Source organism: Stutzerimonas stutzeri (genome assembly GCF_009789555.1).
GTDB classification, from domain to species: domain Bacteria; phylum Pseudomonadota; class Gammaproteobacteria; order Pseudomonadales; family Pseudomonadaceae; genus Stutzerimonas; species Stutzerimonas stutzeri_R.
Window position 1 is genome coordinate 4,638,485 of sequence record NZ_CP046902.1, and the last position, 13,198, is coordinate 4,651,682.

The window sequence follows — 13,198 nt, forward strand, 5'->3', positions numbered from 1 at the left end:
GGTACGGGCCTTACAGAACGGCCAGCAGCTCGACGTCGAACACCAGCACGCTGTGCGGAGGAATGCTGCCAACGCCCTGCGCGCCGTAAGCCAGCTCGCTCGGCACATAGAGACGCCATTTGCTCCCCACACCCATCAGTTGCAGGGCCTCGGTCCAACCGGCAATCACGCCGCCCACCGGGAACTCGGCCGGCTGACCGCGCTGGTAGGAACTATCGAATACGGTGCCGTCGATCAGCGTGCCGTGATAATGCGTGCGCACCTGGTCTTGCGCGCTGGGCTTGGTCCCCTCTCCCGAGGTCAGCACTTCATACTGCAGGCCCGACGCCAGAGTGGTCACCCCTTCACGCTTGGCGTTTTCGGCCAGAAATGCCTTGCCTTCCCCCGCGGCAGCTTCCGCCTTGCGTTGTGCCTCGGCCTGCATGCGTTCGCGAATCACCGCAAAGCTGGCATTCAAGGCTTCGGGAGGGACTTGGCTGGTGACGCCGGCAAAAGCATCACGGATTCCCGCGATGACCGCATCCAGGCTGATCCCCGGCGGCGGATTCTCACGCAGCTGGTCACCCAACTGGCGACCGATGCCGTAGCTCACGCGCGTTTCGTCGGTGGAAAGATTGAGGTCGGTCATGCCTGGGCTCCGCTGAAAAAAGGGCGGCCAGCCTAGCACAGCTGCTGGAGCGACTCAGCATTGGTCTCAGCGGGACAGGTTGCAGGGCGCGCGTGCCGCCCTGCCCGGCGCTGGCTCAATGCTTGGTGAGTTTGTCCAGATATCCCATGGCGAAGGCAGAAAAGACAAACGTCAGGTGAATGATCACGTACCACATCAGTTGCTCGCTTTCGAGCTGCTGGGCATCCATGAACATGCGCAGCAGATGGATCGACGAAATCGCCACGATCGAGGCGGCGACCTTCATCTTCAGCGACCCGGAGTCCATCTTGCCCAGCCAATCGAGCTTTTCCTTGCCTTCATCGACGTCCAGCTGCGAGACGAAATTCTCGTAGCCGGAGAGCATTACCATTACCAGCAGGCCGCCAACCAACGCCATGTCGATCAATGACAGCAGCTTGAGGATCAGGTCACCTTCGCTAAGCGAAAGCACCGCCGGGAGGATGTGCCAGATCTCCTGAAAGAACTTGATCGCCAGAGCCAGCAGGGCGAACGCCAAGCCGAAGTAAATAGGCGCCAGTAACCAGCGGGCGGCGTACATGGTGTTCTCGATCAAGCGTTCCATCTGTTCTCACTGCGGGTCGATACCGGTAGGCGAGTATACGCAGCACAACGGAGTCTTCAAGACGGCGGCGCAGCTGCAACTCTCTCTGTGGATAAGAATTCGCGTGACGGCGCGTTCGAATCAAAAACCTCTTAAAAAGCCCGAGGCCGCAGGGCCGGCATCAGGGCCTGGATTCCCAGCCGCCCAGATACCGAGCCTGATTGGCGTTGATCTTGCGCAGCTCCGCGTGCAGATGCAGTTGCCAGATCGAGGGCGAGTCGGATTCGCTGTAACCTTGACCCTGAAGGTTACTGGCGATCGCCTTCAGCACCGATTCAGCCTCGCGAGGGCCGTGGAATGGGCCTTGCGCCTTGATCGCCGTGGGCTGACCGGCGTCTATGCCGGCCGCACACAGCAGCGTCCACAAGCCGTTGCCGCCGGCCAAAGGGCGGATGATGCATTCGATACGCGTAACCAGACCCAGGCACTGGCGGTTCAGACAAAGCGTTTGAGACATGACGGCGATCCTCGCGCTGGGCTGCGCGCCGTCATTCTGGACGAACCGGCGGCGACCTTTTTATCCACAAAAGGTGTGGATAACCATGTGGATACTGAGTGGGAACTCTCCTCCACTGCAGACCCGCCGCCGCCCATATCGTTCCGTCCAGCCATGGATCAAACCAGAGGCTACTCGTCCCGCTCGACCGCCTTCGCCTGCGCCGCGGCCTGCACCGCTTCGGGAGCGTTCGCATCGCCCTTGCCGTCATCCTCGAGTTCGATCTCGGCGATATCGCGCAAACGCTCCACCACTCGAGCGTTGACGCTGCCCTTGGGAAACTGTCCCTCCTCGTCCGCAGCGCCCACTGGCTCGCCCACCAACAGGGAAAGCGCTTCATCCACGTGGCGGACGGCGTAGATGTGGAATCGCTCCTGGCGTACGGCTTCCAGGACACGCTCGTCGAGCATCAGCGTGGTGACGTTGGCGAAGGGAATGATCGCGCCCTGCTCGCCGGTCAGCCCGCGCGCTTCGCAGAGACGGAAGAAGCCCTCGATCTTCTCATTGACGCCGCCTACCGCCTGAACTTCGCCGAACTGGTTGATCGAGCCGGTGATGGCAAAGCACTGTTTCAGCGGCGTGCGAGAGATGGCCGAAATCAGGGCGCAACACTCCCCAAGCGAGGCGCTGTCGCCGTCGACATAGCCATACGATTGCTCCAGGGCGATGCTGGCGGAGATTTCCAGCGGAAATTCCTGCGCGTAGCGGCTGCCGAGAAAGCCGGTCAGGATCATCACACCCTTGGAGTGGATCGGCTGTCCAAGATTGACCTCGCGTTCGATGTCGACGATGCCCGAACCACCCGGATAGACCGTCGCGGAAATACGTGCCGGCATACCGAAGGCCGAATCGCCCACCTCTAGCACGGTCAGGCCGTTGCACTTGCCGATCGCCGCACCTTCGCTATCGATCAGAATGACCCCGGCGAGAATGTCTTCGAGGATCCGCGCCGAGACGCGCCCGGTGCGGGTCGCCTTGGCCTTCAGGGCACGTTCGATATGGCCCACATCGGTCACGTCATCCTTGGCCAACTGGCGGATGAAATCGGCTTCGCTGACCAACTGGAAGAGGTCCCCGATACGCGCCGAAAGGCGCCCTTGGTGTTCGGCCAATCGAGCACTGTAGGTGGCCAGACGCGCCACCGCGGCGGCCGTCAGCGGCGCCATGCCCTCTTCCGAGGTGCGGGTTTTCATCAACTGCGCAAATTGCTCGAGGCTGTCTTCACCCAGCGGTATTTCCTCGTCGAAGTCCACCAGCACGCGGAACATCTCCTGGAAATCCGGATCGAGGTCCTGCAACGTGTAATACAGTTGACGCGACCCAATGATCACCACCTTGACGTTGAGCGGAATGACTTCCGGATTCAAGGTCACGGTAGCCAGCCGCCCCAGCTCGGCGAGCGGCGACTCCATCTTCAACCGGCGCGACTGCAAGGCTCGCTTCAGCGCTTCCCAGACGAAGGGCTCGCTCAGCATTTTTTCCGCCTCGAGCATCAGGAAACCGCCGTTGGCGCGATGCAGCGCACCCGGCCGCAACTGACGATAACTGGTGTAGAGCGCGCCCTGGTCAGTGCTGTATTCGATTCGGCCGAACAGGTTGTCATAGGTCGGGTGGGGTTCGAACACCACCGGAGCGCCGCCATCGAGCGGGTGCCCGACCACCAGGCTCGGGCTGTACTGTTCTTCCAGCATCTGCCTAATCTGGGCATCCGGACGGTTCTCGTCGACCAGTTGCTCGACCACCGTTTTGAGCAGGTTGACCTGCACCGCCTGTAGATAGGACTCGATGCCGGCATTTTCTCCATATTTTTCAGACAGCGGTGCCAACAATGGCTGCAAGGCTTGGCTGATGGTTTCATCGTTGAGCTGACGCAGTTGGTTGCTCGACTCACGCTTCCACTGCGGCAGGCTGGCGAGCCCCTCGTTGAGATGGACTTCCAATGCCGAGATATCGTCGTGGTAGCGCTCGCGCTCCGCTTCCGGCAGTTGCGCGAACTCCGCCTCGTCCATGGATTTGCCATCTTTCATCGGCGTGAAGGCAATATTGCTGCTGTCGCGATACAGCGCGATCTCTTTCTCCAGCGCGAGTTTTTCGATGACATCCAGCGCCTTGTCGTAGCGCTGATTGAACGCGCGGTCGATCGCACTCTTCTTCTGCTGGAAGCTCGGGTGCTCGAATACCGCCGGGAAGGTCGCCATCAGGTTATCGATCAACTGCCCGATGTCGGCGATGAACTCGGCAGCCCCGCCCTGCGGCAACTCCACCACGCGCGGCTCTCGAGGCTCCTCGAAATTGTTTACGTAGACCCAGTCTGACGGCGTGTCCAGACGCTTGCCTTCGGCCTTGAGGTAACGGCGCACAAACGAGAAGCGCCCCGTACCCGGCTCCCCCATCACATAGACGTTATAGCCCGGACGCGGCATCGCCACGCCGAACTGCAGGGCCTCCACGGCTCGCTCCTGGCCAAGCACGCCGAGAAAAGGCTCCAGCTCATCGGTGGTTTTGAAGTCGAACTGGCTGGGTTCGAACGGACGGGTCAGCGCTTCGGGCGCCAGGCGCAAGCCGGCAGCGACAGTTTCGGGCATTGGGGATCCTTGCTGGGGTGGCCTGGTGACCACGATTGATGCCGCCATTCTGGCGATGCGTCCGGCTGCCTGCAAGGTTCAGCAGCGTCCGCGTTGGGCCTGTTCGGCCTACGCCGGTCCGGCATGCAGGTGCCAGCCGGGCGCAGAGACGGATCGACCCGAAGAGACCCTCGGGCCGTTTGCCCCGATTCGCGCATCGGGGCGCTCCACCGGACCCGCCGGCGTGCCAACTGCGACATTTTGTCTGGTGCCTGGCAAAAGACCGCCTTGATTCAAATCAACAAGCCAGACGGACAAAAAGCGCCTCCTAAAACAGCCGATTTTTTAGAAGGATTTCGTGATGCGCTGCCCGATTCCCGTCCTGTTCAGCGGACTGATGCTGATCTCCAACATGGCCCATGCAGACGACCTGCGCGAGCGCGCCAATGCCATTTTCAAACCGATCCCTGCCAAGGTCACCGAAGTGCGTGGCCATGCCGTCAATAATGACCAGGCGAAGCTCGGCCACAAGCTCTGGTTCGATCCACGCCTGTCCAGCAGCCACATCATCAGCTGCAACAGCTGCCATAACCTGAGCATCGGCGGCAGCGACAACGTGCCGACCTCCATCGGCCACGGCTGGCAGAAGGGTCCGCGCAACTCACCCACCGTGCTTAACGCGGTATTCAACGCCGCGCAGTTCTGGGACGGCCGCGCCAAGGATCTTCAGGAGCAGGCCAAAGGCCCGGTGCAGGCCAGCGTGGAAATGAACAGCACGCCTGAACGCGTCGTAGCGACGCTCAAGAGCATTCCCGAGTACGCGGCCGAGTTCAAGAAGGCGTTCCCCAACGACAAGGACCCCGTCAGCTTCGACAACATGGCCTACGCCCTGGAGGCATTCGAAGTCAGCCTGACCACGCCCGATTCGCCGTTCGACCGCTACCTCAAGGGCGAAGACAAGGCCTTGGACGCCAAGCAGAAGGAAGGGCTTGCGCTGTTCATGGACGTTGGCTGCATCGCCTGCCATAACGGTGTCAACATCGGGGGCCAGAGCTACTTCCCCTTCGGCGTGATCAAGAAGCCCGGGGCCGACATCCTGCCGGCCGGCGACAAGGGCCGCTTCACGGTCACCAATACCGCCGACGACGAATACGTATTCCGAGCAGCGCCACTGCGTAACGTCGCGCTGACGCAGCCCTACTTCCACAGCGGCGAAGTCTGGGAACTGGAGCAGGCGGTGGCGATCATGGGCGACAGCCAACTGGGCCGCACCCTGAAGGATAACGAAGTCACTGCAATCGCAGCCTTTCTGCGCAGCCTGACCGGCAAGCAGCCAGAGGTCGCCTACCCGGTATTGCCAGCCAGCTCGGCGGATACACCGAAGCCCGAGTGAGTGAACGGCGGCCCGGCCCAGCGGCGGGGCCGCCGCTTATGGATTCAAACCTTCAGGACCGGTTCTGTGCACGTAGCGCATCGCGAATTTCGGTCAGCAACACCTCTTCCTTAGTGGGTGCGGACGGGGCTGACGGAGCTTCCGCCTCCTTGCGTTTGAGATGATTGATCGCCTTGACCGCCAGGAATATCGCGAAGGCCACGATGGTGAAGTCGAACACCGTCTGGATGAACCGTCCGTAGCTCAACGTCACCGCCGGCGTATCGCCTACAGCCTGTTTGAGCACTATCGCCAGGTCGGAAAAATCCACACCGCCAATCAACATGCCCAGCGGCGGCGTCACCACATCGGCGACGAACGACGAGACGATCTTGGTGAACGCCGCACCGACGATGATGCCAACCGCCATATCGATGACGTTGCCCCTGACTGCAAACGCTTTGAATTCGCTGATCATGCCCATCTGATTACTGTCCCATTCGATTGAAGTTACGTCGTCGGAGCGACCGCCGTAGCGCTTCGGCCCTGTGCAGCATAGGCCGGGTTGAAGCGCCGGGCCAGACCGTCGCGCGACAAACCGGAGCGCCGCGTTAACCTCGCCTTGATCGCCGTCAAAAGGATTGGCCAGGGGCACGGCTAAGGTACGACTCTACAGACACGACCCGGAGCGGCACCATGCACGTCGAACATCACCCACTGATCAAGGATTTCCCGGAAAACCGCGAAGAGCTTCATCAACTGCGCCTGCAGGACGCCGCGTTTGCCCGCAAGGCAGATGCTTACGAAGCGCTGGACAAGCAGATCTGCCGCGTGGAAGACGGTGTTGAGACCCTCAGCGACGGGGCGCTCAGCGCGCTCAAGCAGGAGCGCGTAGCGCTCAAGGACGACATCGCCCGCGCCCTCAAGCGTGCCAGCGGAAGCTGCTGCGGCGGCTGCTGCGGCTGATCGCGGTTCAGTAGCGCATCCGCCGCGGCGACGTGGCGGGTCGCGTGGATCGACTCGGCCCCGGAGGCGCTCCACGTTGCGACAGGCGTGGCTTAGCCATTCGGCGCACTAGAACAGACGTCCAAACCTGAACCCCGTCCCGACCCAGACAAACGCCACGGCGGTCAGGGTGATGAGGACTATATGCACGGCCAGGTGCGGCAAGCGCTGCGGGTCCAGCTTCGGAATCAATGCCAGCCGGGCGTGCGCGCCGAGCGCCGCGGTGAAACCCAGCAGTATCAGTTTGGCTTGAACCAATTGAGCGATAGGCGAGCTGCCAAACCAATGCGAGTACGGCAGCCATTGCCCGGCCAGCCAGATCCCGGTGATGATCTGCAACAGCAAGGCCGGGAGGCCAACCCGCTCGTAAAGCCGCTCGAACGCGCGCACTGGCTCCACCTCGCGGCCACGCAACGCACCCGGCAACACCCCAAGCAACAGCACCACATGACCGCCAGCCCAGACGCTGGCCCCGAGCAGGTGCAAGAACAACACGTGGCGCATGACTGACTCCTGTTCGAATTGTTTACAGTCTGACGGCGCGCCACGCGCTTGTGGCTGATGGCGATCAAGTCAGCCGTTATCATGCAATTCAATTCGTCCGACGCGGAGTTCCCCAATGGCCAAGGCCAAGCGCATGTATGGCTGCACCGAGTGTGGCTCGACCTTTCCCAAGTGGGCCGGGCAGTGCGGCGACTGTGGCGCCTGGAACACCCTGGTGGAAACAATCATAGAGGGCGCTGCTCCGCCGAGCGGTCGCGCGGGCTGGGCTGGAGACCAGGCGAACATCAAGACCCTGGCCGAAGTCAGCGTCGAGGAAGTCCCCCGTTTTTCCACCGCATCCGGCGAACTGGACCGCGTGCTCGGAGGCGGGCTGGTGGACGGCTCGGTGGTACTCATCGGAGGCGACCCCGGCATCGGCAAATCGACCATCCTGCTGCAGACGCTGTGCAATATCGCTCGGCAGTTCCCCGCCCTCTATGTCACGGGCGAAGAATCGCAGCAGCAGGTGGCCATGCGCGCACGGCGGCTGGATCTGCCGCAGGACAGACTCAAGGTCATGACCGAAACCTGCATCGAGTCGATCATCGCCACCGCACGCCTGGAAAAACCCAAGGTGATGGTCATCGACTCGATCCAGACCATCTTCACCGAGCAGTTGCAATCGGCCCCCGGCGGCGTCGCCCAGGTCCGCGAAAGCGCGGCGCTGTTGGTGCGTTTCGCCAAGCAGAGCGGTACGGCGATTTTCCTGGTGGGTCACGTGACCAAGGAAGGCGCGCTCGCCGGGCCTCGCGTGCTTGAACACATGGTCGATACGGTGCTGTATTTCGAAGGCGAATCGGACGGTCGCCTGCGGCTGCTGCGCGCGGTGAAGAACCGGTTCGGTGCCGTCAATGAACTGGGCGTGTTCGGCATGACCGACAAAGGCTTGAAGGAAGTCACCAACCCCTCGGCGATCTTCCTCACCCGTGCCCAGGAAGCAGTGCCCGGCAGCGTGGTCATGGCCACATGGGAAGGCACTCGCCCAATGCTGGTCGAGGTCCAGGCCCTGGTTGATACCAGTCACATGGCCAATCCGCGTCGCGTCACCCTCGGCCTCGATCAGAACCGCCTGGCCATGCTGCTGGCGGTGCTGCATCGCCACGGCGGCATACCCACCTACGACCAGGACGTCTTCATCAACGTGGTCGGAGGCGTCAAGGTACTGGAAACCGCGTCGGACCTCGCGCTGATGGCCGCGGTGATATCCAGCCTGCGCAATCGCCCTCTGGATACCGACCTGCTGGTCTTTGGCGAGGTGGGACTTTCCGGCGAGATTCGTCCGGTACCGAGCGGTCAGGAACGGTTGAAGGAAGCCGCCAAGCACGGTTTCAAACGTGCCATCGTGCCCAAGGGCAACGCGCCCAAGGAAGCGCCCGCCGGGCTGCAGATCATCGCGGTAACACGCCTCGAGCAGGCGCTGGACGCCCTGTTCGAATAAGGTACGCCGCCGCTCAGGGCTCGCCGAGCGCAGCCAGTTCGCGCTCGAGCAGGGTTTCATCGCCCAGATTCAGCTCCACCAGCCGCCGCAGATGACTGATGGAGTCGACATCGATGTGCCGACACATCAGCCCGACCAGTTCTCCTTCACCGTGCGCCGCCTCGACCTCCATGCGCACTTCGGCCTCATCGGAAAGCCGTATCCGTGCTTCGAACGGTTGGGCGAGATCGGCATCCCAACCAGCGGGCCGATGCACCAGCAAGCCCTTGAGCGATAGATCGTGCAACTCGACCCGCCATCGGCGCTGCCCCTGCACCAGCTCCGTTTCGGCATCGAAGGCGAAGCGCTGGAAGCGCCGACGGTCGCTGCTTGTTTTATTCATCAAAACCACTCCCGGGAAATTCTTCGATTAACTATAGGCGACGCGCCATGCGCCAGAAGGGTGCTCAGAGCCAGCGTCGCACCCGGCGTCGATACGACCTGTACTGATCGCCGAACATGCGCGTCAGCAGGTGTTCCTCGTGCAGGATCACGGTGCGCTGCATGCAGCGAATCAACAAGGGCAGCAACAGCCAGGGCCAGAGGCTGGCAAGCAGCAGCGCAATGCCGCAGTAGACGAGCGTATCGGCAAGGTAGATCGGGTTGCGCGAATAGCGGAACGGGCCGCTTTGCAACAGGGCGCTTGGCTTGCCGTAGGGGTTGATGGTGGTGCGGTGACGAAACATTTCCCAGGCCGCCCAGACCATCAGCACGGCGCCAAGGATGATCGCAGCCCAGCCGGCGACGGTCATCCAGTCATGGGTTGGGAGGTCGAGCGGCACCCACCTGGCCAGTCCCCAGGCGCAGCCGATGAATACCAGGTAGACCAACGGTGGCGGCGGGATCGATCCGGCTGAGTAGACAGGCATGACGCATCCTGATGTGGAAATGGGCAATCTGTGCTGCCGCAACGCAGCACCGCCTGCGTGGAATGCGCTTTCTGACGAGCGAGTCCGCGCCGTCTGGTTTGAACCTGTAAAGCGCCGTTAGTGCTGTCCCGGTAGCCAACCATGGACCATGGCGTGCTTCATCAGGTCCGCCGGTCGGTCGATGTCGAGCTTGCGACGAATGCTCAGCCGATGGGTTTCCACCGTTCGCACGCTGATCTGCAACGCCCGCGCCATGGTCTTGTTGTTATGCCCCTGCGCCAGCATCAACAGCACTTCGCGCTCGCGCGGGGTCAGTTCGCGCTCCTCGGCGCCGTGGCTGGCCAACTTCTCGGCAATTCCCTTGCTGTAATAGGTGCCGCCTGCGGCGATCGCCTCGATGGCGACGATGATTTCACGCGACGGCGCGTCCTTCAGGACATAACCGCAAGCACCGACCTTTACCGAAGTGTTCACGTATTCCTGATTGTCGTACATGCTCAGGATCAACACGCGGATGCCGGGATAAGCCTCGCGCAAGGATTGGGTCAACTCGAGGCCGTTGACGTCCTTCAGCCCGATATCCATCAGCACGACGTCCGCCGGCACGCGCCCGAGCAGTTCGAACGCTTCCGCGCCGCTGCCGGCCTCGCCGACCACATCCAGTTCGGGTACGGCCATCAGCAGCGCGCGGATGCCGTCCCGAACCAAGGCATGGTCGTCTATCAGTACCACCTTGATGCCAATCTGCGGGTTCATTGAGCGAGCCTCTTATTATTCGAAAATGCCAGGGTTCAACCGGCCCGAGCCGGCAATGTCACGTCCAGTTCAGTGCCGCCAGCCGCCGATAGCAGGCTGAAGCGCCCGCCGAAGTGCTCCACCCGCTCACGGATGTTGCGCAAGCCGATTCCGCCGCCCTTGATGCTATCGAGGCGGCGTGGATTGAACCCGACGCCATCGTCCCGAACCCGCAGGCGCACCGAGGCGCCGTCGCCGTCCAGGCTGATGTGAACAGACTCCGCAGCGGCGTGCCGTTCGATATTGGTCAGCGCTTCCTGCAACACCCGAAACAACGCGACAGCGACGGCGTCATCAGGCGCGCCGTCACCAAGGCCATTGCGGTATAGCATCTTCAGCCCGCTGCGCTGCTCGAATTCGGCCACAAGCTGACCGATTGCCGCCGACAGCCCCAGCGTATCCAGGAGCGAGGGATGCAGGTCATGAGAGATGCGCCGTACCTCGCCAATCGCTCCCGCCAGCCGCTCGACACCGGTCTCCAGCGTCGTCAGTGCCTTGGGGCTGCCGGTACGAAGCTCATGGCTGGCCAGTTCGAACTGGAACTTGATCGAGACCAGCAATTGGCTGATGCCGTCATGCAGTTCACGCGATACCCGAGAACGCTCCTCTTCCTGCAGGCTGACGATCCGCTGGGTCAGCACTTGCAATTTGCGGTCCGCCAGCCGGCGCTCGCTGACGTTAAGCGTCAGGCCGCTGGCAAACACCAACAGCACCGCAACCAGCGCAACACCGGCAATGGCGAGCATGGTGGTGTGAATGCCGCTGGACACCTCTTCGCGTACTTGCATGATCGCCTGGTCGACGTCCTCCAGATACAGGCCAGTGCCGAGCATCCAACCCCAGCGGTCCAACATCACGACATAGGCGAGCTTGGCCGCAAATTGCCCGGTAGAAGGCTTTTGCCAGGCATACCGCTGAAAGCCCTCGCCGCTGCTGGCACTGCGCATCAGCGCCTGGATCACCGGCAGGCCGTTCGGATCGGTCATTTCCCACAGGTTCTGCCCTACCAGTTCGCTCTGGCGCGGATGCATCAGGTTGCGGCCGCTATGGTCATAGACGAAAAAATAGCCATCGCTGCCAAAGCTGAACCGGCTCAGTGCGGCCAGCACCTTCTGCTTGGTCTGGTCATCGTCCTGACCGCTGTCGTAGAGCGGCGCAATGATGCTGATGGCCATTTCCACATAGTTTTTCAACTCAGCCTGCTTGCTCGCCAGGATGCTCGCTTCGATCAGCTTGGCCTGCTGCTCGCCCAGGCGCTGGTTCTGGACGAAGACCAGCGCGCAAACGACCGCCACGGCCAACAGCAATGGCAGGATGCTGAGCGCGGCAATCTTGTGTTTGAGCTGCATCGTGGCTCTCCGCACGGCGCGCTCCCTGGCGGAACGCTGCCGAAAATTAACCCAGACCGTGAGCCCCCGCGAGTGCTCTGCGTGGGTTACTGATGACAGGCCAGCCGACCCGCGCGAGACACAAACGAAAAAGCCCGGCAATAGCCGGGCTTTCGTTGCTGCGACGAGCGATCAGTTACCGTAGACCGGGAACTTGGCGCAAACGGCTTCGACCTTGCCGCGCACAGCCTCGATCACCGATTCGTCGCCCATGTTATCGAGAATGTCGCAAATCCAGCCCGCCAGGTCACGGCACTCGGCCTCGCTGAAGCCACGGGTGGTCACGGCTGGAGTGCCGATACGCAGACCGGAGGTGACGAAGGGCGAGCGCGGATCGTTCGGCACGCTGTTCTTGTTCACGGTGATATGGGCGCGACCCAGGGCGGCGTCGGCGTCCTTACCGGTGATGTCCTGCTTGATCAGGCTGAGCAGGAACAGATGGTTCTGCGTGCCGCCAGATACCACGTCGAAGCCACGCTCGAGGAACACTTCGGCCATCGCCTGAGCGTTATCCACCACCTGCTGCTGATAAACCTTGAATTCTGGCTGCAGCGCTTCCTTGAAGCACACCGCCTTGGCCGCGATGACATGTTCCAGCGGGCCACCCTGCGCGCCAGGGAACACCGCGGAGTTGAGTTTTTTCTCGATCTCGGCGTTGGCACGCGCCAGGATCAGGCCACCGCGCGGGCCACGCAACGTCTTGTGGGTGGTGGTGGTGACCACGTCGGCGAACGGCACCGGGTTCGGATAGACGCCTGCGGCGACCAGACCGGCCACATGAGCCATGTCGACGAACAGGTAGCCACCGACCTTGTCGGCGATTTCGCGGAAGCGCGGGAAATCCAGTTTCTGCGAGTAAGCAGAAAAGCCCGCCACGATCATTTTCGGCTTGTGCTCGACGGCCAGGCGCTCGACTTCGTCATAGTCGATCAGACCCTGGTCGTTGATGCCGTACTGCACGGCGTTGTACAGCTTGCCCGAAGATGAAACGGTGGCACCGTGGGTCAGGTGACCGCCGTGGGCCAGGCTCATCCCGAGAATGGTGTCGCCTGCATTGAGCAGGGCCAGATAGACGGCGCTGTTGGCTTGCGAGCCGGCATGCGGCTGGACGTTGGCATAGTCGGCCCCGAACAGCTGCTTGGCGCGGTCGATGGCCAGTTGCTCGACCACGTCGACAAACTCGCAACCCCCGTAGTAGCGCTTGCCCGGATAGCCTTCGGCGTACTTGTTGGTGAGTACCGAACCCTGGGCTTCCATCACCGCCGGGCTGGTGTAGTTCTCCGAGGCGATCAGCTCGATGTGGTCTTCCTGACGCTTGGCTTCCTGCTGCATGGCAGCGAAGAGATCGGCGTCGAAACGGGCGAGGGTCAAATCACGGCTGAACATGGCAGTCCTCTGAGAATCAGCTGGCGGTATAA

The 13,198-nt window shown here is 62.0% G+C and carries 14 protein-coding genes; 3 read left to right on the plus strand and 11 right to left on the minus strand.

Going from position 1 to position 13,198, the window contains the following annotated elements:
- Positions 1–10: 10 nt before the first annotated feature.
- The 4 genes from GQA94_RS21615 to GQA94_RS21630 all read right to left on the minus strand — a co-directional run bounded on the left by GQA94_RS21615 (position 11) and on the right by GQA94_RS21630 (position 4,352).
- On the minus strand, positions 11–628 hold the full coding sequence (locus GQA94_RS21615) for an FKBP-type peptidyl-prolyl cis-trans isomerase (RefSeq protein ID WP_158189944.1): 618 nt from the start codon (positions 626–628) through the stop codon (positions 11–13).
- 115 nt (positions 629–743) lie between these two features.
- Complete coding sequence (locus GQA94_RS21620) at positions 744–1,232, minus strand: TIGR00645 family protein (protein ID WP_158189945.1); 489 nt, start codon at positions 1,230–1,232, stop codon at positions 744–746.
- Between the two features lie 160 nt (positions 1,233–1,392).
- Positions 1,393–1,728, minus strand: a complete 336-nt coding sequence (locus tag GQA94_RS21625; protein ID WP_158189946.1) for a hypothetical protein — start codon at positions 1,726–1,728, stop codon at positions 1,393–1,395.
- A 170-nt stretch (positions 1,729–1,898) separates the two neighbouring features.
- Complete coding sequence (locus GQA94_RS21630; RefSeq protein WP_158189947.1) at positions 1,899–4,352, minus strand: Lon protease family protein; 2,454 nt, start codon at positions 4,350–4,352, stop codon at positions 1,899–1,901.
- A 340-nt stretch (positions 4,353–4,692) separates the two neighbouring features.
- On the opposite strand from GQA94_RS21630, the gene GQA94_RS21635 reads away from it, so the two are divergent.
- Complete coding sequence (locus tag GQA94_RS21635) at positions 4,693–5,724, plus strand: cytochrome-c peroxidase (RefSeq protein ID WP_158189948.1); 1,032 nt, start codon at positions 4,693–4,695, stop codon at positions 5,722–5,724.
- 52 nt (positions 5,725–5,776) lie between these two features.
- Here the strand turns inward: GQA94_RS21635 and mscL are convergent, their stop codons facing one another.
- Complete coding sequence (mscL, locus tag GQA94_RS21640; RefSeq protein WP_158190196.1) at positions 5,777–6,187, minus strand: large-conductance mechanosensitive channel protein MscL; 411 nt, start codon at positions 6,185–6,187, stop codon at positions 5,777–5,779.
- Between the two features lie 212 nt (positions 6,188–6,399).
- Between mscL and GQA94_RS21645 the strand changes: the two genes are divergently transcribed.
- Complete coding sequence (locus GQA94_RS21645) at positions 6,400–6,669, plus strand: YdcH family protein (RefSeq protein ID WP_158189949.1); 270 nt, start codon at positions 6,400–6,402, stop codon at positions 6,667–6,669.
- 108 nt (positions 6,670–6,777) lie between these two features.
- Here the strand turns inward: GQA94_RS21645 and GQA94_RS21650 are convergent, their stop codons facing one another.
- Complete coding sequence (locus tag GQA94_RS21650) at positions 6,778–7,212, minus strand: CopD family protein (protein ID WP_158189950.1); 435 nt, start codon at positions 7,210–7,212, stop codon at positions 6,778–6,780.
- Between the two features lie 115 nt (positions 7,213–7,327).
- Between GQA94_RS21650 and radA the strand changes: the two genes are divergently transcribed.
- Positions 7,328–8,689 (plus strand): DNA repair protein RadA, encoded by a 1,362-nt coding sequence (radA, locus tag GQA94_RS21655; protein ID WP_158189951.1) that lies wholly within the window; start codon positions 7,328–7,330, stop codon positions 8,687–8,689.
- Positions 8,690–8,702: 13 nt separating this feature from the next.
- Here radA and GQA94_RS21660 read toward each other — a convergent pair whose 3' ends face one another.
- The 5 genes from GQA94_RS21660 to glyA form a co-directional block, all read right to left on the minus strand.
- Complete coding sequence (locus GQA94_RS21660; protein WP_158189952.1) at positions 8,703–9,071, minus strand: PilZ domain-containing protein; 369 nt, start codon at positions 9,069–9,071, stop codon at positions 8,703–8,705.
- A 64-nt stretch (positions 9,072–9,135) separates the two neighbouring features.
- Positions 9,136–9,597, minus strand: a complete 462-nt coding sequence (locus GQA94_RS21665) for a methyltransferase family protein (RefSeq protein WP_158189953.1) — start codon at positions 9,595–9,597, stop codon at positions 9,136–9,138.
- A gap of 117 nt (positions 9,598–9,714) precedes the next feature.
- On the minus strand, positions 9,715–10,353 hold the full coding sequence (locus GQA94_RS21670; protein ID WP_158189954.1) for a response regulator: 639 nt from the start codon (positions 10,351–10,353) through the stop codon (positions 9,715–9,717).
- 35 nt (positions 10,354–10,388) lie between these two features.
- On the minus strand, positions 10,389–11,741 hold the full coding sequence (locus tag GQA94_RS21675; protein WP_158189955.1) for a cache domain-containing protein: 1,353 nt from the start codon (positions 11,739–11,741) through the stop codon (positions 10,389–10,391).
- Between the two features lie 171 nt (positions 11,742–11,912).
- Positions 11,913–13,166, minus strand: a complete 1,254-nt coding sequence (gene glyA, locus GQA94_RS21680; protein ID WP_158189956.1) for a serine hydroxymethyltransferase — start codon at positions 13,164–13,166, stop codon at positions 11,913–11,915.
- Positions 13,167–13,198: the final 32 nt, after the last annotated feature.

Bases quoted from the DNA above. Each gene is read 5' to 3' on its own strand.
- GQA94_RS21645 (WP_158189949.1), top strand. From the start codon at position 6,400: ATGCACGTCGAACATCACCCACTGATCAAGGATTTCCCGGAAAACCGC.
- GQA94_RS21635 (WP_158189948.1), top strand. From the start codon at position 4,693: ATGCGCTGCCCGATTCCCGTCCTGTTCAGCGGACTGATGCTGATCTCC.
- GQA94_RS21620 (WP_158189945.1), bottom strand. From the start codon at position 1,232: ATGGAACGCTTGATCGAGAACACCATGTACGCCGCCCGCTGGTTACTG.
- glyA (WP_158189956.1), bottom strand. From the start codon at position 13,166: ATGTTCAGCCGTGATTTGACCCTCGCCCGTTTCGACGCCGATCTCTTC.
- GQA94_RS21665 (WP_158189953.1), bottom strand. From the start codon at position 9,597: ATGCCTGTCTACTCAGCCGGATCGATCCCGCCGCCACCGTTGGTCTAC.
- GQA94_RS21650 (WP_158189950.1), bottom strand. From the start codon at position 7,212: ATGCGCCACGTGTTGTTCTTGCACCTGCTCGGGGCCAGCGTCTGGGCT.
- radA (WP_158189951.1), top strand. From the start codon at position 7,328: ATGGCCAAGGCCAAGCGCATGTATGGCTGCACCGAGTGTGGCTCGACC.
- GQA94_RS21615 (WP_158189944.1), bottom strand. From the start codon at position 628: ATGACCGACCTCAATCTTTCCACCGACGAAACGCGCGTGAGCTACGGC.
- GQA94_RS21660 (WP_158189952.1), bottom strand. From the start codon at position 9,071: ATGAATAAAACAAGCAGCGACCGTCGGCGCTTCCAGCGCTTCGCCTTC.
- mscL (WP_158190196.1), bottom strand. From the start codon at position 6,187: ATGGGCATGATCAGCGAATTCAAAGCGTTTGCAGTCAGGGGCAACGTC.
- GQA94_RS21625 (WP_158189946.1), bottom strand. From the start codon at position 1,728: ATGTCTCAAACGCTTTGTCTGAACCGCCAGTGCCTGGGTCTGGTTACG.
- GQA94_RS21670 (WP_158189954.1), bottom strand. From the start codon at position 10,353: ATGAACCCGCAGATTGGCATCAAGGTGGTACTGATAGACGACCATGCC.
- GQA94_RS21630 (WP_158189947.1), bottom strand. From the start codon at position 4,352: ATGCCCGAAACTGTCGCTGCCGGCTTGCGCCTGGCGCCCGAAGCGCTG.
- GQA94_RS21675 (WP_158189955.1), bottom strand. From the start codon at position 11,741: ATGCAGCTCAAACACAAGATTGCCGCGCTCAGCATCCTGCCATTGCTG.